Genomic DNA, 19,419 nt, shown 5'->3' on the forward strand with positions numbered 1-19,419 from the left:
TATGAGCTCAGGACGAATAGTCCTTGCGCAGCTGAACTTTGACGACCTTGCCGCTGGCATTGCGGGGCAGTTCGGCCACGATCACCAGATCCTTGGGGTGCTTGTAGCGGGCCAGGTTCTCGTTGAGGAACGGCGCCAGCTCGTCGAGAGTGAGCTCGGCATCCGGATCGACAAGGGCGACAACGGCAACCGGCACCTCACCCCACTTCTCGTGCGCGCGTCCGACCACCGCGGCCTCGCGGATCTTCGGATGCGCGAACAGCACATTCTCCACCTCGGCACAGTAGATGTTCTCGCCGCCGGAGATGATCATGTCTTTCTTGCGGTCTACCACCCACAGGAAGCCCTCCTCGTCCGCGCGGACCAGGTCACCGGAGTGGAACCAGCCGCCGGCAAAGGCCTCGGCGGTGGCCTCCGGTTTATTCCAGTAGCCCTTCATGAGAGTCGGTCCGCGATAGACGATTTCACCGATCGCACCGGGCGCGACATCATTCATCGCATCGTCGACGACGCGAGCCTGGATGGTCGGAATCGGCTTACCGACGGAACCCAGCTTGCGGATCGCGTCCTTACCCTCGAGCACACAGGTGATAGGCGACATCTCGGTCTGGCCGAAGACCGCGACATTGACCGCATCCGGGAAGCAGTCGGCCATGGCCCGCAGCACGGTATCGGAGGCCGGAGCCGCACCCCAAGTAAGCACCTTCAGTGCGAGCTTGCGCTGCTTGACCGTCGGCTCCTCGCAGATCAGCTGCCACTGCGCGGGCACACAGAAGGCGGTGGTGGCCTGCTCGCGCTCGACCGCGTCCAGGAATTCCGTGGGATCGAACGCACCGAGCGGATGTAGCACGGTCTTGGCGCCGAGCACGAAATACGGTGCGAGGCTGCCGAGTCCGGCGATATGGAACAGCGGTGAGGTGCAGAAGCCGACCGAATCGGTGTCGATCGCCGTGGCCCGAATGCAGGTCAGCGCTTGGGCATTCATATTCGCGTGGGAGAGCACCGCACCTTTCGGACTGCCGGTGGTGCCCGAGGTGTACATGATCAGCGAGGGGGTGTCCTCGGCAATGTCGAGCGGCGTATGCGGTTCACCACCCTCGGCCAGCACATCGTCATAGCCGAGCACCGCATCGGTGGTCTGGCCGCCGATCACGATGCAGATCGCCAGCTCGGGGGCCTGACCCTGCACGGCGGTGGCCAACGGCTGCAACATGGTGTCGGTGACAATTGCCTTGGCGCCGGAATCGCCGACGATATAGGCGACCTCGGGCGGGGTGAGCCGGAAGTTCACCGGGACCGCGATGGCGCCGAGTGCGTTGATGCCGAAGACGGCCTCGAGGTATTCGGGATAGTTCAGCGCCAGGATCAGCACCCGGTCACCGAAGCCGATGCCGCGGCGGGCGAGCGCGTCGGCGAACTTCAGCGAACGCTCGTGCAACTGCCGCCACGTGGTGTCCACACCACGGAACCGCACGGCGACCGCGTCCGGGCGCATCTGCGCATGGGATGCGAGCTGGTTGTTCCAGTGGTTGCGCCGCGACCTGATCGGCTCGCCGAGCGCCTGTGCACCGGTGGTCATGCCACTCCTCTCGGACCGCCAACCATGCGCCGGTGCATCCGACGGCGTCGACGGACTGAACTGAGAGCAGAATAACAACTAACTTATTGCGACGGCAAGAGATCGAGATATGAATCGCTGTTAATCTTCTCAGTACGAGATCTCGGCCAGAAAATCGCATCTAGCTGCGCATTTGCCGATAATCGCGTGTGCCAATTTGGATTCTCGTGTACGTTCAGAGGGCATGACTATGCGAATCTGGGCTTACTTATAAGTTGAACAGCGGATGATACGCCTGCGGACGACGCGTCTTCGACGAGGGCGATCTCGATGCGGGCATCTGGTCGGCCGGCCTGGCCCAGGGCCTCATCCACGACATCCCGTCCTGCGCCGAACTGATCGGCCGGATGGTCGCCGAAGCGGAGGAACTGATCACCGCCCGACTCCGCCCAGGCGATCTGATGCTTCAACAGCACTATCTGGCGGCCAGTGCCTCGACCGCGGCGTAGTCGTGGGCCGCGACGATGTCGATGCCGTCGGGTAGGGCGTGGAGGCGGTGAATGGTGGCGAAGGTGGCATCGCGGTCGGCATCGAAGAGTTGGCCGGGCATGGGCGCCTTTTCGCGGATCAGCTGGACCTGGAGTTTGTTCCACACCGCGTCGCCCGCGAGCAGTACCCGGGTGCCGTCGTCGACCGCGAGCAGAACGCCGATACTGCCCGGGGTATGTCCGGCGAGGTCGACGAGCAGCACCGAACCGTCACCGAACAGGTCCAGGCTGCGCGGGAAGGTGAGCACCGGCGGGCCGTCGAGTTCGAACGTGTCGAAGGCGCGACCGCGCAGGGGGCCGCGGGCAACGCCGACCGGGGCGTGTGGGCCGTCGAGCGCCCAGGCGCGTTCAGCCGCAGGTAGCCGGATGGTGACGGAGTCGGGCAGTTCCAGCAGGCCGGAAATGTGATCCCAGTGCAGGTGGGTCGGCAGGACGAAATCGATGGCGTCGACGGCGATATCGTGGCCGGCCAGCGCGTCCGCGAGCCCGAGTACCGGCTTATCGGGCGCGACCAGGAGTGGAATCGGGAACGGCAGCTCGGGCAGCACCCGATCGTGCACGCCCGCGCACAGCGCCGGATCGACCAGGAATCGCGCCTTCGGATGTTCGATCAGGTAGGCCGACATGGTCATCGGCAATTCGCGCAGGCTGCGCACGCCCTCCGCGACAATCGTGGTGGGAGCGGCCATGCGCGCCTGCATCAGGACGGTGAGCCCGACGGTCGCCTTGGTCTGCGGCAGCGGCATCGGCTCCAAACCGGACAGCAACGCGGTGTCAGGGCGACGCGGCCGCAGCAGTCGGCCCGGCGTGGCCGCCAGTGCGGTGCAGCAGCGCAGCGCGGTCGACAGGGTGGGGGTCCGCTCGGATACGGATTCGGGCACGGTGCCACCGTAAGCGATCACGGCATACCGCGAAAGAGCCGGGCATGCAGGATAATTCCGGACAATTCACCCGCCTGCTCCCGATCCAGGGACGCCTTGATCGCGCCGATATCTACGGCATAATTGCAGAGGTACCGGCGTGGGGGCAGCAGCCCTCCGGCGACGGGAGGAGGACGGATGGGGCCTGGTCTTCCCGACGGGCAGGGTGTTGTCTCGAGCGACCTGCGAACAGTCGCCAACGGTGTTTCGAACAGATCCGGTTCGCGACGTGCTGCGCTGCGCTGCGCTGCCACCGCGGCCATCGCCGACCTGCTGAATGTCGATGCCGCAACGGTTTCGACCACTGCGCCGTTCAGCGATCTCGGCCTCAGCTCGCTACAACTGGCGCGGCTGACGGCACATCTGGAAGATGCCATGGGAGTCGAGGTTTCACTCACCGCCCTCTACGACCACCCGGACATCGAGCAGCTTGTCGAGTATCTCGCGATGCGATGAGCACCGTGCCCACACATCGGAAAGGCCAGTTCGCCTCCGGCCGTCCACATCCGCCGGTTGCGATCGTTGGCATCGGCTGCCGGGTGCCCGGCGCGTCGAATGTGCCAGAGTTCTGGCGAATGCTGTGCGGTGGCCGCGATGCCACCGGGGCACCGCCGCCCGGTCGACCAGGTACGCGGCACGCCGGATATCTCACGGATGTCGATGCGTTCGACAACGACTGGTTCGCCATCTCCAGTCGCGAGGCCGCGCTGATGGATCCGCAGCAGCGGCTGGCGCTCGAGGTCGCGGTCGAGGCGCTCGACGATGCCGGAATCGGCTATCGCACCAGGGGTTCCGAGGCGGCGGTGGTATTCGGTGCGGGCGCCTACGATCACGGCATCGCGGTGTTGGGCCGCGACGGGCACGATGCGCCGTACGCCGTCACCGGATCGGCGCTCAGCATCATTGCCAACCGGCTCTCCTATGTCCTCGACCTGCACGGACCCAGTCTGGTGCTGGACAGCGCCTGCTCATCCTCACTCGCCGCGGTCGATCTCGCGGTGCGTCTGCTGGCCGATGACGCGGTGCCGTTCGCGATCGTCGGCGGAGTGAATCTCACACTGCTGCCGCATACCTCGGAGTACCTGGCCAAAGGTGGGTTCCTCGCACCTGATGGGCGGTGCAAACCATTCGATGCCGCGGCCGACGGATATACCCGCGCCGACGGATGCACCGTGGTGGTGCTCCGGCGCACCGCCGATGCACTGCGGGACGGGCATCGGGTGTATGCCGAAATCCTCGGCACAGCAGTCGGTTCGGACGGGCGATCCAATGGGCTGTACGCACCGAGCGGCCGAGCCCAACAGGACACCATTCGTACCGCGTTGGCACGGGCCGAACTCGATCCACATGATGTCGGATACGTCGAATGCCACGGCACCGGAACACCATTGGGTGATGCGGTGGAGGTAGGCGCGCTCGCCGCCGTAGTCGGCAGCGCTGCCGAACCGACCTGGATCGGCTCGCTCAAAGCCAATATCGGACATCTGGAGGCGGCCGCCGGAATCACCGGAATGGTCAAGGCGGCGCTGTCCATTCGGCACGGCGTCATCCCACCGACCATCAATTTCCACACCGAGAATCCGCTACTGAAACTCACCGAACATGGACTGCGAGTGCCCACCGAACCGGTGGACTGGACCGACACACCGGTGCGTGCACGCCATGCCGGAGTCAGCTCATTCGGATTCGGTGGAACGAATGCGCATGTGGTACTGCGTGGTCTGGAACCCGAGCGTCATCGGAGCTATGAGCCGCCCGTGCTGCTCCCGGTCACCGCTCGCGACATCCCGGAGCTCCGCTCGAGCGCGCTACGGTGGGCCGAGTTGCTCGAGGGGGCCGACGCGAGCGGTACGGCATCGGACGGCACGAGCCACGCCCCATGGAACAGGTCGACCACCGCCGTGCGCGACGGCGTGAGTAGCGCCGCGCACGACGCCATGAGCAGCACCTCACGCGACGGCACGAGGGGCGCCGCCGACGACGGCACACGCCGTGCCATCGGCGACGACACGAGTAGCACCATGCGCGACAGCACCACCAGACCCACACGCGACGCCATGAGCCGCGCCACATGCGACAGCACAAGCCGCACCAAGGGCGACGGTACGCGCGGCGCCACACCTGACATCACGTGCAGCGCGACGCACGACGGCACAACCGGCACCACACGCGACAGCGCCAGCAAGCCCGAACACGACGGCGTGAGCACTGCATCGAGCGACGGCTCCGGCCACACATCGCGCGACAGTTCGCGCGGCGGCACCCACAGCGCCACAGGCGAATACACGCCTGGCACCACACGCGACCGCACAAGCAGCGCGACGCGCAACGCCACGATCAGCGCGTCGAGTGACGGCTTCAGCCGCGCATCGCGTGACGGCGCAACGACTTACAGCTCCTACCGCGCATCGCGCGACAGCATCAGCGACAGTTCGAACAACGCCACAGGCAACGCCCCGCGAGACGGCACCCACAGCACCACAGGCGAATACACGCGCGACGACACAGCCAGCACCATGCACGGCAGCACCTACAAGGTCGCACCCGACGGCATGGGCGCCGCGTCACGTGACGACTCCAGCCGCGCATCGCACGAAGGCAGCAACGACAGTTCGAACAACGCCACAGGCAACGTCTCGCGAGAGGGTGCTGGTAACTCTCGGTGTGACGGGACCAGTCGCAGTTCACGTGAGCGCGCGAGTGACGACTCGCGTGCGGGTGTGCGGGACGCGACGGTGATGAACTACTCAGGTACGGACATAGGTGAACGCGAAATTCTTCGGAGTTTTGCCGCCGCTGCGGGGCGGTTGATACCCGAGAATGCGCGCGCCGCAGTGGTTGCGCGTGATCTGAACGAAGCGGTAGGTCAGTTGCGGGCGCTGGGAGACGGGAAGTCAGGTGGTGGGGTGATCGGCGCTGGTTCGGTGCGGCGGCGGGGCGGTGTGTTGTTCCTGTTCTCCGGGCAGGGTGGTCAGCATGCCAAGATGGGGCGGGGGCTGGCGGCTCGTTATCCGGTATTCGCGAAAACGGTTACTGCTGCCGCGGATGCGATTGCGGCCGCGGGTGGTGGGCGAGTGTGGACGCCACGCAACGGGTTCGCGCTCGGCAGCGGGGCTGGCGCGACGGAACAGGTGCAACCGGCGATCTTCGCATTCCAGGTGGCACTCGCCGAACTGCTCGCCGCATGGGGTGTCGAACCGGATGCGGTGGTGGGACATAGTCTCGGCGAGGTAGCCGGGGCCGCGGTGAGTGGTGCGTTATCGCTGTCGGATGCGGCCCGAGTCGTGGTGCAGCGCAGCCGGATTCTGGCACGGCTGGACGGTCAGGGGGCGATGGCGGTACTGGAGGCGACACCGGATGAAGTGGCGCGGCTGGTCGAGCCGCTGCACGCGACGGTAGCGGTCGCGGCCGTCAATGGACCGCGTTCGGTGGTGATCTCCGGTGCGCCACGTTACGTCGATGCCCTGGTCCGGCGGGCCAGGCGCAGGCAGATGTTCGCACATCGAATCGCGGTCGACTTCGCCGCACACAGCCCACAGGTCGGCGCGCTCGTCCCCGAATTCGCCCACGCGCTCGATGGACTCACCGCCCAGGTACCGCGCGTTCCGGTGTACTCCACGGCGCGCCGCCGCGAAACGGTCACCACAATGGATGCCGTCTACTGGGCCGAAAATGCTTCGAGAACCGTCGAATTGGCCGCCGCACTGCAACAAGCCGCCGACGACGGATTCGCAACAGTACTGGAAATCGCACCACATCCGGTGCTGACACCCGCCATCCGGGAGTATCCCGAATTCGCCGACGCCACCCACGCGGTAACCACCCGCGACGACGAAGCCGGATCCTTCCTGACCTGTCTCGCCAACCTCTACCTCGAAGGCCGCCCCATAAATTGGGCCGCAATCGGCCCCGTCACCGCAGCACCCCCACCACGCCAATGGGCGCACCGGCGGTTCCCATTGATCACCACGCTCGACCCCGGCACCACCCGCGACACCCCCACCAAGCCCGACATCACCAATGTCGCTGCAACCGAACAGCCCACCTCGTACGACGCTGCGCCCGAGCCCCCCACCGCCGGCGGTGCTGCCCCCGAACCGCGCATCACCAGCGACGCTCCCACCAAATCCGATACGACCCGCCGCGCTGCCACCAAGTCCGGCACGCCCCACGTCGCCCCCACCAACTTCGACAGTGCCACCAATCCCGACACCACCAGTGACGCTGCCACCGAACCCGGCACTACTCACGACCCAGCCACCAAGCCCGACACCGCAACTGAGCCCGGTACAACCAGCCACGGCGTCACCGATCCAGCCATCAACGGCCGCACTGTCAACAACCCGTCGGTATCAGACTTCGGCGCAGGCATCGGATTCGATGTCGTCCACGATCCGAACACAACCGCTGGACTCGACGCCATTAGCGGCCGAGACACCCACGCTCCGACCACATCCGCCCAACTCGACACCGCTCGCGGTGGACATACCCCCAACGCGGACATAACCACCGGAAACGACGCCATTCGCGGCCGAGCCACCCACGACCTGAACACAGTCACCCGACACGACATCATTCGCAGCCGGAGTATCCAGGACGCAACCACGGGACTCGACACCGGTGGTAGCCGAAACATCGACAACCCGAACATCACCACCAGAAACGACACCGCCCGCGCCTGCGATGCCGTCGATTCGAGCGGCGGCGCATTCGCACACTCGAACCGGGCCGCCTCCATCGGCGAATCCGGTTCCCCCGCCGACGATCTCCACGATCATGTCGTGCAGGGTGTTCCGACCGTCCCTGCGGTCTTCTGGCTGCTCGAGTTGATCGGTCTGGCTGGGAAGGGGCGGACGGTCACCGATTTCGTGGTGCATGAGCGGACCGAGCTTGCCGCGCTGTCCGCGGTCAGCTATCGAGCCAGCGGTGCTGGAAGATTGCAGGCGGAGGTCACAGGCGCCGGGACGCTGGCTTCGGCACGGTTGGCCAGTGACCCCACACCCGGGGATATCGTCGCATGGATGCGGGTGGTCGATGCAAATCGGGCCGCCCGCAGGCGCATGCGCGCGCTCACGCCAGATGTTTTCTACAACTCGTTGCGCACGCGTCAACTCGACTTCGGCCCCGGTTTCCGCGCACTGCGCGATATCGAGGCCGGACCCGATTGTGCGGTGGGGTGGTTCGACGCCGCGCCGCTACAGCGCTCGGCGACCCTCGACGGATGTCTGCATCTGCTCGCCGCCGCGAGCTGGGACTATCTACCCGCCGACGCCATTGCGCTGCCGATCGGCATCGAAAGATCCTGGCTGTCCGCCGAACCGGAGCTGGCGCTGCTGGAAGCCCATGCGCTCGTGCGTGATCGATCGTCGACCGGGCTGACCGGTGACATCATCGGCACCGATCAGCACGGTGTCCCGGTACTCGCGCTGTTGGGTGTCCGCATACGTTTCGCAACGATCGAATCCACGACGCAGGTCGGCCCTTTCCGCCATGAAACGTGGATCCCGTTCCAGCACATTCGCCATTCCGCGCAGCGCAATGGCGAGCACCACCGAACCACGAATCCCCAGCGTGCCTTGGTTATCGGCGAATCCCAACTGGCCATCCAGCTCGCTGGAGAACTCGACCACACCCTGCCCACCGAACGGGTTGCCCGCGAACCGGATGCCGCCGGTCCGATCGTCTCCGCCATACTCGCCGGACGCTCCGGCACCGGGAACACGGCAGTCGTCGTGATCTGGCCCGCCGAATCCGACGGGACCCACACGAGCCATGACACCGAGTCCGCAAACAGTGTGATCGCCACCACCGGACGAGTGCTAGATCTGCTCCAACGCGTCCAATCCGAAGACACCACAGCCTCTGTGACGATCGTTCTCCCAGATCCCGGCGCCGGCGACCACCAGCAATCCGCTACGCAGCGCGGCTCGACGTCGCCAGGCAAGACGATCACGCCTATGGCGATCGCCGGTTTGGTGCGATCTATGCAGCTCGAATCGGGCCGCGAAGTACGGCTCGTCTGGACCGACGCGTCACCGACTGCGGTGACCCGACTGCGCGACCTGATCGAAGCAACCACCACCGCGCATGCACTCCCCGATGAGCTCCGCATCTGCGCCGATGCCCTCACCGCACGCCGCTTCGTACACTCCCGCCCCCGATCAACCACCCCGACGCGGATCGACCCCGACGGTACCTACGTGGTCACCGGCGGGCTAGGTGCGCTCGGGTCGGTCGCGGTGCGCTGGCTGCTCGATGCCGGTGCCCACGATGTCGTGGTGCTCACCCGCGCACCCAGACCGGTGCCCGCACTCCTGGAGGGACTAGAGGATCGGATCGTCGTAGTGCGCTGCGATGCCGCGGACCGCAGCGATCTCGCCAACGCGCTCAACGATGTTCGCGAATGCGGTTCCACCATCCGCGGCGTCGTCCACGCTGCGGGCGCACTCGAAGACGCCGCATTCGACGCCGTCACCACCCGCCAACTCACCCGCATGTTCGCACCGAAACTCATCGCCGCGGGCAATCTCATCGAACTCACCGCCATCGATCCGACCGACTTCGTGCTGCTTTTCTCCTCGGCCACCGGTGCGCTCGGCGCACCCGGACAGGCCGCCTATGCCAGCGCGAATGCCGCAATGGACGCACTCGCCCGCGCCTACCCGGGCCGGCGCGTATTGAGCATCGGCTGGGGCGTGTGGAATTCGGGCCTCACCGAGGACGCGGGCGGTGCGGTCCATCTGCGACGCGCCGGAATCTCCGCATTCGATATCCCGCGCGGCACCGAATTGCTCGCCCAGACCATGCTGTACAACGAGCCCTACCTGCTCGCCTTGGACTACGCGCCGACCACTGGGACCGAACCGATCGCCACCCGCCTGCGAAACCTGCTCACCGATCAACCGTCGACAGCGGACCCCGCACCACCGAATCCCGCTCCGTCCCTGCACCATCCCACGGAATTACTCACCGCGACCATCCGCACCATCCTCGCCGCGACCCTGGACGTGCCCTCCCACCACCTCGACCCGGAAGCCGATTTCAACGCATTGGGCCTGACTTCCCTGCTCGGCATAGAAATGCGCCGCCGCCTCGAAACCCGTCTCAATATCCGCATCTCGACCGCGGAACTGTTCCAACATCCGACCATCACCGCCCTCGGTGCCGCTTTGGCCGACCGAGTCGCGGCGAAATCCGGTGGGGCGCCGTGACCTCGCCGAATACGACGTGGCAGACCAACGTCTTGGCGACCCGGGTTGCCGAGTGGGCGCGGACCAAGCCCAACGACAGTGCGTACACCGAATTGCGTTATCGCGGACAGGACTGCGTTCCGGTTACGTCGACCTACGCAGAACTGCACCACGCAGCGGGTGCGCAGGCACAAAGGCTCAGGGCGGCAACCGATCCCAGCGACCGAGTAGCGATCCTGTGTGCGCACGGAATCGACTACGTCATCGCCTTTCTCGCCTGCCTATACAGCAATCGCACTGCGGTGCCGTTGTTTCCGCCGACGGGCAATGGAAACCGGCCCCGGCTCGAAGGTGTGCTCGCTGATGCCCGACCCGCGTTGAGCCTGATCTCGGCGACCGACACCACTACCAGCGAGATCTTGGGCCCGGCCCTGGGCCGAGTGCTGAAACTCGCGACCGACACCTCCCCAGCGCCCGACCCGATTGTCGACCCCACCCGAACCGCGACGGCTTATCTGCAGTACACCTCCGGATCGACCAGGAGCCCAGCGGGCGTCGAAGTAACCTACGGCAATCTCGCTGCGGCACTGGATCAATTGTGGACCGCCGTGCCCGCGGTACGCACCGACCCCATTGTCTCCTGGCTCCCGTTCTTCCACGATATGGGCCTGATCCTGACCCTTTCACTACCGCTCTACTCGGGTGTGCACGGTGTCACCATGGCACCGGCCGAATTCGTGAAACGCCCGATCCGCTGGCTGCGCGCCCTCAGTGACTTCCGTGCCGGCGCCACCGCCAGCCCCAATTTCGGCCTGACCCTGGCGGTCTCGGCAACCACACCCGAAGAACGCGCGGGCCTGGACCTATCCCGCCTCGACGCCCTGCTCAACGGCGCCGAACCGATCCGCGCCGCTGCCCTCACCGACTTCACCGAAACCTTTGCCCCCCACGGATTCCGGCATCACGCCCACACACCGGGCTACGGCCTCGCCGAGGCCACACTCTCGGTCACTGTATGCGGTCGGTCGGACGAACCCGTCGCCCATCGATTCGACCGTGCGGCCTTGGCGCAGGGCCGGGCACAGACTGCACCGGACGGTATTCCGCTCGTCGGCTGCGGTTACCCCGCAGGCCAGCGAGTTGTGGTGGTGCAGCCCAACGAACACACCGAGCTCGCGGCAGGCACCGTCGGCGAGATCTGGGTCCGCGGCCCCAATGTCTGCGCCGGTTACTGCGACAATCCGGCCGCCACTGCCGCGACTTTTCGGGCCACCCTATCCGACAGCGACGAATCCTGGCTGCGCACAGGCGATCTCGGCTTTTGGTACGAAGGTCAGCTCTATATCGCGGGCAGACTCCAGGATCTCATCATCATCGACGGCCGCAACCACTATCCGGCCGATATCGAATCCACCGTGTCGGACTGCGCGCCCGAGGTGCGCGTCGGCCACGTCGCCGCATTCGGCCACGATAACGACCACCGCGAGGATCTGGTGGTCGTGGCCGAACTCGCCGACACGGCGGCGACCGGATCAACGGAACTGGCGCACCGCATCCGCAATGCCATCGCGGCTGCGCATCAGGTGACACCGGGGGCCGTCATCCTGGTCGAGCCGGGCCGGATCCCGAAGACCTCCAGCGGCAAACTGCGCCGCGGCGAATGCCGAGCCCTCTACCGCGCGGGCCACCTGACCCAGCCGTAGCGGAAACACCAGCCGACCTCCCCCTATTGGCCCACCTCTGGCGCGATGATGTGCCAATGGCGACCGCAAACATCCCCGTGACATGGAAAGACCTGCCGGACGAACACGACTACCCGGCAGCGGCGGACTATCTGGAGCTGCTCGCCGCACCGGATGTCGTCGACGCGGTGATCGCGCACCTACGCACGGCACCTATCGTGCACAAAAAGGCCAAGGACATCCTGCGAGCAGCCGGACTAGAACTGGTGTCGGCCGACAATCAGTATGTCCGCCGCGACCTCGTCAAGATCAATGATCGCAAGTCGATCTCCCCGATCCTGCTGGTGCGCGGCGACTTCCGCACCGGCGTCCCTATGGTGATCGCCGATGGCTACCATCGCGTCTGCGCCGTCCACTGGGCCGATGAGAACATCGCCATTCCGGCGAAGATCGCCGCCATGCCGTAATGACCTTCGCGACCCTCGCCCTGGTCATCACGCTCGGACTGTGCGGACCGCTGCTCGCGCTGCGGCAGAACTGGCACCTCCCGGTGATCCTGGGTGAACTGCTCGCGGGCATCGTCTTCGGTGCCACCGGATTCGGCGTCCTGCATACCGCCGACCCGATCTTCACCTTTCTCGCCGATATGGGCTTTGCCGTGGTCATGTTCGTCGCGGGTACCCATGTCCCGGTGCGTGATCCGGCCGTGCACTCCGCACTCGGAAAGGGCGCGGTCCGGGCCGTCCTGGTCGGATTGCTCGCCGTAGCGGCCGGTTTCGGGCTGGCCCGCTGGTTCGGAACCGGACACGGTGCGGTCTACGCGGTGCTGATGGCTTCCTCATCGGCAGCACTGGTGCTGCCGATCGTCGATTCGCTCGGCCTGCAGGGCAAACCGGTACTTGCCCTCACCGCTCAGGTCGCGATAGCCGATATCGTCTGTGTGGTGGCGCTGCCGCTGGTGATCGATCCGGCGAATGCGGGTCGCGCGGCACTCGGCGCCGTCGCGGTCGCGGCGGCCGTGGCGGTGTTGTTTCTGGTGCTGCGCGAACTGGAGCTGTCGGGGCGGCACCGGCGGGTGCACCGGCTGTCGGAGAATCGCGCATTCGCCCTGGAACTGCGGATCAGTCTCGCGGTGCTGTTCGCCCTGTGCGCGTTGGCAACCCAGACTCGTGTCTCGATCATGCTCGCCGGATTCGGCGCCGGACTCGCGGTCGCGGGCATCGGGGAGCCGCGTCGCGTGGCCCGCCAGCTCTTCGCCATCAATGACGGCTTCCTCGGCCCGCTGTTCTTCGTCTGGCTGGGCGCCAGACTCAACCTGCGCGAATTCGGTGACCACCCGCGGCTGATCGGACTCGGCCTCGCACTCGGTATCGGCGCGGTGCTGGTGCACCTGACCACCCGCGTCGCAGGACAGCCGATTGCCTTCGGCACCATCGCGGCGGCACAGGTCGGCGTGCCGGTCGCCGCCGTCACCGTCGGCTCACAGCTACACGTCCTGGTGCCCGGCGAGGCATCCGCGATGATGCTCGGCGCCCTGTGCACCATCGCCGCCGCCGCACTAGCGGCCAGCCGAATCGCAACCCGCAGCACTCACATGAGCTGAGCACCAGAATCCACGAGTCCGTCAAGGCGACAACTGATTTCGCGAGTACATGGGTAACTCGCCGGGCACGCCCACAACTCAGCCGGAATCCCAACGGTCAGCCCGCGACGGCGGCTGCTCGGCACCGACATCCGGAGAGGCGGAGGAGCGCAGCCGGTCCGTCTCGCGACGTTCCCGTTTGGTGGGTCGGCCGGAACCTCGGTCCCGGCGCGGCATGGCCGCGAGAATCTCCGGGGTCGGCGGCGGGGGGCTGCGGTCGATCAGGCACTGCGCGGCAACCGGAGCACCGACGCGCTTGGCGATAATGCGCTCCACGATGACTATGCGTTCGCTGCCACTGGCTCGAATGCGAACCTCGTCACCGGGGCGCACTGGTTGAGCCGGTTTGGCCGCAACACCATTCACACGGACGTGCCCGCCGCGGCAGGCTTGCGCGGCCGCGGACCTGGTCTTGAAAAGACGTACCGCCCACGTCCAGGAGTCCACGCGGACCTGGGTTTGGGTGGTTTTGGCGGTCGGTTGGGCAGGTGCCACCCTTAGACCATACGGCGTGCCGTCACAACCATGTCGGGGCGCAGCGGGGTGTAGGACACCGGCTGACCGGACTGGACCGCATTGAGCAGCTTGCCATCACCCGCGTACAGGCCGACGTGGCCGCCGCCGTTGGTCACCACGATATCGCCGGGCCGCAGGTTCTCGAACGCGACCGGAGCACCGACGTGCGACTGCTCGAAGCTGGTGCGCGGCAGTTCGATTCCGGCCTGCTTATAGGCCCACTGGACCAGACCCGAGCAGTCGAAGCTGAACGGTCCGGAGGCACCCCAGGAGTACTGTGCGCCGATCTTGGTCTTGGCGGCGTCCAGCGCGATATCGCTCGCGGTGTTCTGCTGGAACATCTGCGGCATGACCGGGGCGAGGAGGCCGGGAAGCGATGGCGCGGCCTGCGGGGCGGCCGCCTCCGGCGCGGCGGCCATCGAGCCGAGCGCCTGGGTTAGCTGCTTACCCAGATCCTGGGCCTGCTGATCGAATTCCTGCGGAACCGGGACATCGAAATCACCGATCCCTGGAATGTTGATGGTGGCTGCCATCGCGGGGATCGCGGGCATCGCACCGGTAGATGCGGCGACTGCGCCCATGACGAGCGCACCCTTGACGGAATTCGGTAGCCGCGATTCCCGCTGCAAGCTGTGTTTACCCACCGAGCCGAGTCTCCGATCTTTCTGCTCTCCCGCCGACCGGGTCAGCTGTCGAGTTCGGACCGGCAGAACGGCCCCAACTCCCAGTTGAATCTCTGGGTCCCGGCACGGCAGCCGGAATTCGTGGCCCCGACAGCCGTTTTGGCGGTAACTCAGTGGCGCCGCTTCTCTTCCGAACCGACAGACTCCACTAAGTCACGAAGAGATTACGGCCATGACGCGATGTTGTCCAGCGCACAGACCAGCAGCTTCCCGGATCATCGAGAAATCCCAGGACGAGCGGCCACAGTTGCGACACGCCCAGATGATCACGACTCGGTATCGGCGCCGCGCCGTGTGTTATCGAACCGAGGTCCCGATCGGAAGCGACACTGGGCCTGCCCGATTCGGGATGCCACCGACGGCTATTCGTCGGATCCGGCGCCCTGTTGACCAAGCGCCCGCTCCAGCTCATCGATCCGCCGCCGCGCATCGGCCAGGCTGACCTCGAGCTGACCGAGCGCCACCACCAGCGGACCCACCGCGAGATCCGCGACGAGCTGTGGATCATCGAAGCCGCGATCGATCGCGGCCAGGATATTGGCGCGGATCCGGCCGGCCGCCGCGGCGCCGGAGGGAACCTTCCAGGACTCGACCACCTCGGCGGTGGTGGGGAGTGGTTCCTCGGACATACCCCTCCGTTCCAGTACTGGTCGGTTCATCGAACCGCCATCAGCGTAGAGACTTTCGCGGCGACAGCAATAGTGCAAGTCCCAGAATGCGATAGTTTGCTAGCGATATCTAGGACACGTCGTATATATGGCCAGATTCGGCTGGCGAGACGCGCTACGGTGTGTGGGCATGGACCCAGTGCGGAATCCGTATGCTCCCGGAGCCGGACAGCGCCCACCCGAATTGGCCGGGCGCGATAAGCAACTCGAGGCCTTCGACATTGTGCTGGAGCGGATCGCGCATGGTCGGCCGGAACGCAGCGTCATGCTCGCCGGATTGCGCGGTGTCGGAAAGACCGTGCTACTCAACCAACTTCGCTCCGCCGCGGGCACCCGCGGTTGGGGCACCGGCAAAATCGAGGCCCGCCCGGATCAGGAACTGCGCCGCCCGCTGTCGTCCGCACTGCATATGGCCGTCCGCGCCATCGCCATGGCACACCGCAACCAGGAGCGCGTCGACGACTTCCTCGGCATACTCAAGGCTTTCGCGTTGCGTTCCACCGCCGGTAAGGGCATGCGGGACCGCTGGCAGCCCGGTATCGACGTGCCCGCGGTCACCGGTCGCGCCGATTCCGGCGATATCGAGATAGATCTGATCGAACTGCTCAAGGAGGCAGCCGGACTGGCCAGCGATATCGGCGTCGGCATCGCGGTCTTCATCGACGAAATGCAGGATCTCGGTCCCGCCGATATCTCCGCGATCTGCGGCGCCTGTCACGAATTGAGCCAGGACACCGCGCCTTTGATCGTGGTCGGCGCCGGACTGCCGCACCTGCCCGCGGTGCTGTCGGCTTCGAAGAGCTACTCCGAGCGACTGTTCAGCTACCACCGTATCGACCGGCTGGACCGCGAATCGGCGGATCAAGCCCTCATCGCACCGGCCGAGCGGGAAGAGGTGAAGTTCACCGCGGAAGCGCTGGATGCGTTGTACCAGCGGGCAGAAGGCTATCCATATTTCGTACAGGCCTACGGCAAGGCCGCCTGGGATCAGGCGCCGGAGAGCCCGATTACCGCCGAGGATGTGGCGGTGGCGGCACCGAGCGCCGAAGAGGAACTGGCCGTCGGATTCTTCGGTTCCCGATACGAGCGCGCGACCCCGGCCGAACGCGAATATATGCGCGCCATGGCCGATTTGGCGGGCGACGACGGTCCGGTGCCGACCGCGGCGGTGGCCAATGAACTCGGCCGCAAACCCGCCTCGCTCTCACCGGCGCGCGACGGTTTGATCAAGAAGGGCCTGATCTATTCGGCCGAGCGCGGCACCATCGGGTTCACGGTGCCGCACTTCGGTCGCTACCTGCGCAGTGTGTAGCCGAAAGCGAGCGGCCCCGCCGCACCTGCGCGCATCCACCGCGGGCGGCGGCACGGCATCGGATGTCGTGGTGCCGGTGCGCATCGTTGCCGAAGGCCCCGTCGGCGATCCGGAATACCGGCCACTGCATGGCTTTCGCGCGCGTCTCCGGTCCGTAGATGCCGTCGTCGCGGCACCGTAGTCGAGCTGCAGATGCCGAATGGCGCGCTTCATCGAGGTGTTGCACACCCCCGTCGCGTCCAGTTCGATCTATCAAGATCATTAGAAATTGATAGATAACGCTCTACCTCGACATCTACCGGCCAGTAACAAACCCTCCTACACTCTTATGTGATCCTGATCACGTTCGAGGAGGACAGCATGGCGACTACCGCGAAAGTCGACGCCACCGAAGAACAGGCCCGCGCACTGGTCGAGGAATCCCGCGAAACCAGCTGGGCCAAACCATCGTTCGCCAAAGAGATGTTTCTCGGTCGATTCCGGCTCGATCTGATCCACCCCTATCCCCAGCCCAGCGAATCCGATGCCGCACGCACCGAGGCCTATCTGGCCCGGCTGCGGCCGTTCTGCGAATCGCTCGACGGCAGCGTTATCGAGGCGGAGTCCAAGATTCCGGACGAGTACGTCAAGGGGCTGGCCGAACTCGGCTGCTTCGGCCTCAAGATCCCGACGGAATACGGTGGTCAGGGCCTTTCCCAGGTCGGCTACAACCGAGCCCTCATGCTGGTCGGCTCCGCACACCCCAGCCTCGGGGTCCTGCTTTCGGCACATCAGTCGATCGGCGTGCCCGAACCGCTGAAACTGGCCGGCACGGATGAGCAGAAGGCCGAATTCCTGCCCCGCTGCGCGGCCGGTGCGGTCAGCGCATTCCTGCTCACCGAACCCGATGTCGGCTCCGATCCGGCCCGGATGGCCAGCACCGCGACCCCGACCGCGGACGGCGAGGCCTATGAGATCAACGGCGTGAAGCTGTGGACCACCAATGGCGTGGTCGCCGAACTGCTGGTGGTCATGGCCCGGATACCCAAGAGCGAGGGCCACCGCGGCGGCATCTCGGCCTTCATCGTCGAGGCCGATTCGCCCGGCATCACGGTGGAGCGGCGCAATTCGTTCATGGGCCTGCGCGGCATCGAGAACGGGGTGACCCGGCTGCACAACGTCCGAGTCCCCAAGCGCAATCTGGTCGGTCGCGAGGGCGACGGCCTGAAGATCGCGCTGACCACCCTGAATGCGGGCCGCCTGGCCATCCCGGCACTGTGTACGGCCGCGTCGAAGTGGTCGCTGAAGATCGCCAGGCAGTGGTGCACGCAGCGGGTGCAGTGGGGTCGGCCGGTCGGCGAGCACGCGGCGGTCGGGGAGAAGATCTCCTTCATCGCGGCCACCACCTACGCGCTCGAGGCCGCGCTCGACCTCTCGGCCACCATGTGCGACGAGGGCCGCAACGATATCCGCATCGAGGCCGCCCTGGCCAAGCTCTGGGCCAGCGAGATGAGCTGCCGAATCGCCGACGAACTGGTACAGATCCGCGGCGGGCGCGGTTACGAGACGGCGGCCTCGCTACAGGCCCGCGGTGAGCGTGCGGTCGGGGCCGAACAGCTGGTCCGCGATCTGCGGATCAACCGGATCTTCGAGGGCTCCAGCGAAATCATGCGGCTGCTCATCGCCAGGGAGATGGCCGATGCCCATATGGCCGCCGCCGGTGCGCTGGTCGATCGGAACGCGGAGTTCAAGGCCAAGGCCAAGGCCGCGGTCGGCGCGGGTGGTTTCTATGCCAAATGGTTCCCGCAGCTGGCCGTCGGCGCGGGTGCGGCGCCAACGACCTATGCCGAATTCGGGCCACTGGCGCGGCACGTGCGCTTCGTCGAGCGCAACGCCCGCAAGCAGGCCAGATCTCTGATGTACGGGATGGCGCGCTGGCAGGCGGGTCTGGAATACCGGCAGAACTTCCTCGGTCGCATCGTCGATATCGGCGCCGAGTTGTTCGCGATCTCGGCCGCCTGCGTGCGCGCGCAGGCACTGCGGAACGCGGGCGCCCCGGAGGCCAAGGCCGCCGAGGAATTGGCCGATACCTTCAGCAGGCAGGCGCGGATTCGGGTGAAGAAGTTGTTCGACGCGCTGTGGGACAACACCGACGACGACGATCGCACCCTCACCCGCAATGTCCTCGACGGCCGCTACGAGTGGCTGGAGGAGGGCATCTTCGATCCGAGTGAGGGCACCGGGCCGTGGATCGCCGAATGGCAGATGGGTCCATCGACCGAGACCAACCTGCTGCGACCGTTCCTGCCGTCGACCCGTAGCCACGCGAGCACGTAGGCGCGGAGCCACTACGAGCCGCCGCTCATTCTTGGGTGGCGGCTCGTCGCGTTGGAAATATTCACATATCTTGGAAAATTCCTAGACCACGACATGCTTTCGATACTTCCCGGCGGCGACCGTTCGATAACAATCTCTTGCGGACTCTAGAAAATTCGATCAATTACCCCATATCAGGCAACACAGCGGTCGATCATGGACGTCTACCTGAATCCAGCGTCTGATCTACTCGTTCTCGGATACACCGATCGACCAGCTCACAGGCATGAACATGTCGATCAGCGGCGTCAGTTGGACAACGCGTACATAACGGGCGGTATGGCGCGTTAACGGTGCGGGAATTCCGCGCGACAACCGGGCAAGAACGCTCCGAACAGGGTGTCC

12 protein-coding genes and 1 pseudogene are annotated in these 19,419 nt (G+C 65.9%); 8 read left to right on the forward strand and 5 right to left on the reverse strand.

The genetic code is table 11. The features are described 5' to 3' along the window. Positions 1-7 precede the first annotated feature (7 nt). A complete protein-coding gene (fadD5, locus tag AB0J29_RS16725; protein ID WP_364786070.1) occupies positions 8-1,579 on the reverse strand; it encodes a fatty-acid--CoA ligase FadD5 in 1,572 nt (523 codons plus the stop codon). A gap of 272 nt (positions 1,580-1,851) precedes the next feature. Here fadD5 and AB0J29_RS16730 point away from each other — a divergent pair. After that, positions 1,852-2,067: pseudogene (locus AB0J29_RS16730) on the forward strand (hypothetical protein); the annotation flags it as partial. Here the strand turns inward: AB0J29_RS16730 and AB0J29_RS16735 are convergent. Further along, entirely contained in the window at positions 2,034-2,987 is a 954-nt protein-coding gene (locus tag AB0J29_RS16735) for an MBL fold metallo-hydrolase (RefSeq protein ID WP_364786073.1), read from the reverse strand. The pseudogene AB0J29_RS16730 and the gene AB0J29_RS16735 overlap by 34 nt on opposite strands. Positions 2,988-3,164: 177 nt before the next feature. Between AB0J29_RS16735 and AB0J29_RS16740 the strand changes: the two genes are divergently transcribed. Genes AB0J29_RS16740 through AB0J29_RS16760 form a run of 5 tightly spaced genes read left to right on the forward strand, consistent with a single transcriptional unit; the run spans position 3,165 to position 13,501 of the window. Further along, positions 3,165-3,482, forward strand: a complete 318-nt coding sequence (locus AB0J29_RS16740) for an acyl carrier protein (protein ID WP_364786076.1) — start codon at positions 3,165-3,167, stop codon at positions 3,480-3,482. 5 nt (positions 3,483-3,487) lie between these two features. Further along, positions 3,488-10,237, forward strand: a complete 6,750-nt coding sequence (locus AB0J29_RS16745) for an SDR family NAD(P)-dependent oxidoreductase (protein ID WP_364786079.1) — start codon at positions 3,488-3,490, stop codon at positions 10,235-10,237. After that, entirely contained in the window at positions 10,234-11,919 is a 1,686-nt protein-coding gene (locus tag AB0J29_RS16750) for a fatty acyl-AMP ligase (RefSeq protein WP_364786082.1), read from the forward strand. Before AB0J29_RS16745 ends, AB0J29_RS16750 begins: the two co-directional genes overlap by 4 nt. Positions 11,920-11,975: 56 nt before the next feature. Next, complete coding sequence (locus tag AB0J29_RS16755) at positions 11,976-12,365, forward strand: hypothetical protein (RefSeq protein ID WP_364786085.1); 390 nt, start codon at positions 11,976-11,978, stop codon at positions 12,363-12,365. Further along, positions 12,365-13,501 (forward strand): cation:proton antiporter, encoded by a 1,137-nt coding sequence (locus AB0J29_RS16760; protein WP_364786088.1) that lies wholly within the window; start codon positions 12,365-12,367, stop codon positions 13,499-13,501. Before AB0J29_RS16755 ends, AB0J29_RS16760 begins: the two co-directional genes overlap by 1 nt. Before the next feature lie 78 nt (positions 13,502-13,579). Here the strand turns inward: AB0J29_RS16760 and AB0J29_RS16765 are convergent, their stop codons facing one another. The 3 genes from AB0J29_RS16765 to AB0J29_RS16775 form a co-directional block, all read right to left on the reverse strand. Beyond that, positions 13,580-14,035 (reverse strand): RNA-binding S4 domain-containing protein, encoded by a 456-nt coding sequence (locus tag AB0J29_RS16765; protein ID WP_364786091.1) that lies wholly within the window; start codon positions 14,033-14,035, stop codon positions 13,580-13,582. A gap of 2 nt (positions 14,036-14,037) precedes the next feature. Further along, positions 14,038-14,700 carry an NlpC/P60 family protein gene (locus tag AB0J29_RS16770; RefSeq protein ID WP_364786094.1) on the reverse strand — a complete coding sequence of 221 codons (663 nt, stop codon included), beginning with the start codon at positions 14,698-14,700 and terminating at the stop codon, positions 14,038-14,040. Positions 14,701-15,101: 401 nt separating this feature from the next. Then, the gene (locus tag AB0J29_RS16775; RefSeq protein WP_364786097.1) at positions 15,102-15,368 is read right to left on the reverse strand and encodes a hypothetical protein; all 267 of its coding nucleotides are present in this window, start codon (positions 15,366-15,368) and stop codon (positions 15,102-15,104) included. A 169-nt stretch (positions 15,369-15,537) separates the two neighbouring features. Here AB0J29_RS16775 and AB0J29_RS16780 point away from each other — a divergent pair, with 169 nt between their 5' ends. Together AB0J29_RS16780 and AB0J29_RS16785 are read left to right on the forward strand one after the other, a co-directional pair. Then, the gene (locus AB0J29_RS16780) at positions 15,538-16,719 is read left to right on the forward strand and encodes an ATP-binding protein (protein WP_364786100.1); all 1,182 of its coding nucleotides are present in this window, start codon (positions 15,538-15,540) and stop codon (positions 16,717-16,719) included. Between the two features lie 360 nt (positions 16,720-17,079). Next, a complete protein-coding gene (locus tag AB0J29_RS16785; protein ID WP_364786103.1) occupies positions 17,080-19,035 on the forward strand; it encodes an acyl-CoA dehydrogenase family protein in 1,956 nt (651 codons plus the stop codon). Positions 19,036-19,419: the final 384 nt, after the last annotated feature.

The organism is Nocardia sp. NPDC049707, assembly GCF_040674855.1.
In the GTDB taxonomy this organism is placed as follows: Bacteria; Actinomycetota; Actinomycetes; order Mycobacteriales; family Mycobacteriaceae; genus Nocardia.

Coding starts and splice junctions, on each gene's coding strand:
- AB0J29_RS16740 (WP_364786076.1), top strand. CDS start 3,165: ATGGGGCCTGGTCTTCCCGACGGGCAGGGTGTTGTCTCGAGCGACCTG.
- AB0J29_RS16775 (WP_364786097.1), bottom strand. CDS start 15,368: ATGTCCGAGGAACCACTCCCCACCACCGCCGAGGTGGTCGAGTCCTGG.
- AB0J29_RS16760 (WP_364786088.1), top strand. CDS start 12,365: ATGACCTTCGCGACCCTCGCCCTGGTCATCACGCTCGGACTGTGCGGA.
- AB0J29_RS16755 (WP_364786085.1), top strand. CDS start 11,976: ATGGCGACCGCAAACATCCCCGTGACATGGAAAGACCTGCCGGACGAA.
- AB0J29_RS16785 (WP_364786103.1), top strand. CDS start 17,080: ATGGCGACTACCGCGAAAGTCGACGCCACCGAAGAACAGGCCCGCGCA.
- AB0J29_RS16780 (WP_364786100.1), top strand. CDS start 15,538: ATGGACCCAGTGCGGAATCCGTATGCTCCCGGAGCCGGACAGCGCCCA.
- fadD5 (WP_364786070.1), bottom strand. CDS start 1,579: ATGACCACCGGTGCACAGGCGCTCGGCGAGCCGATCAGGTCGCGGCGC.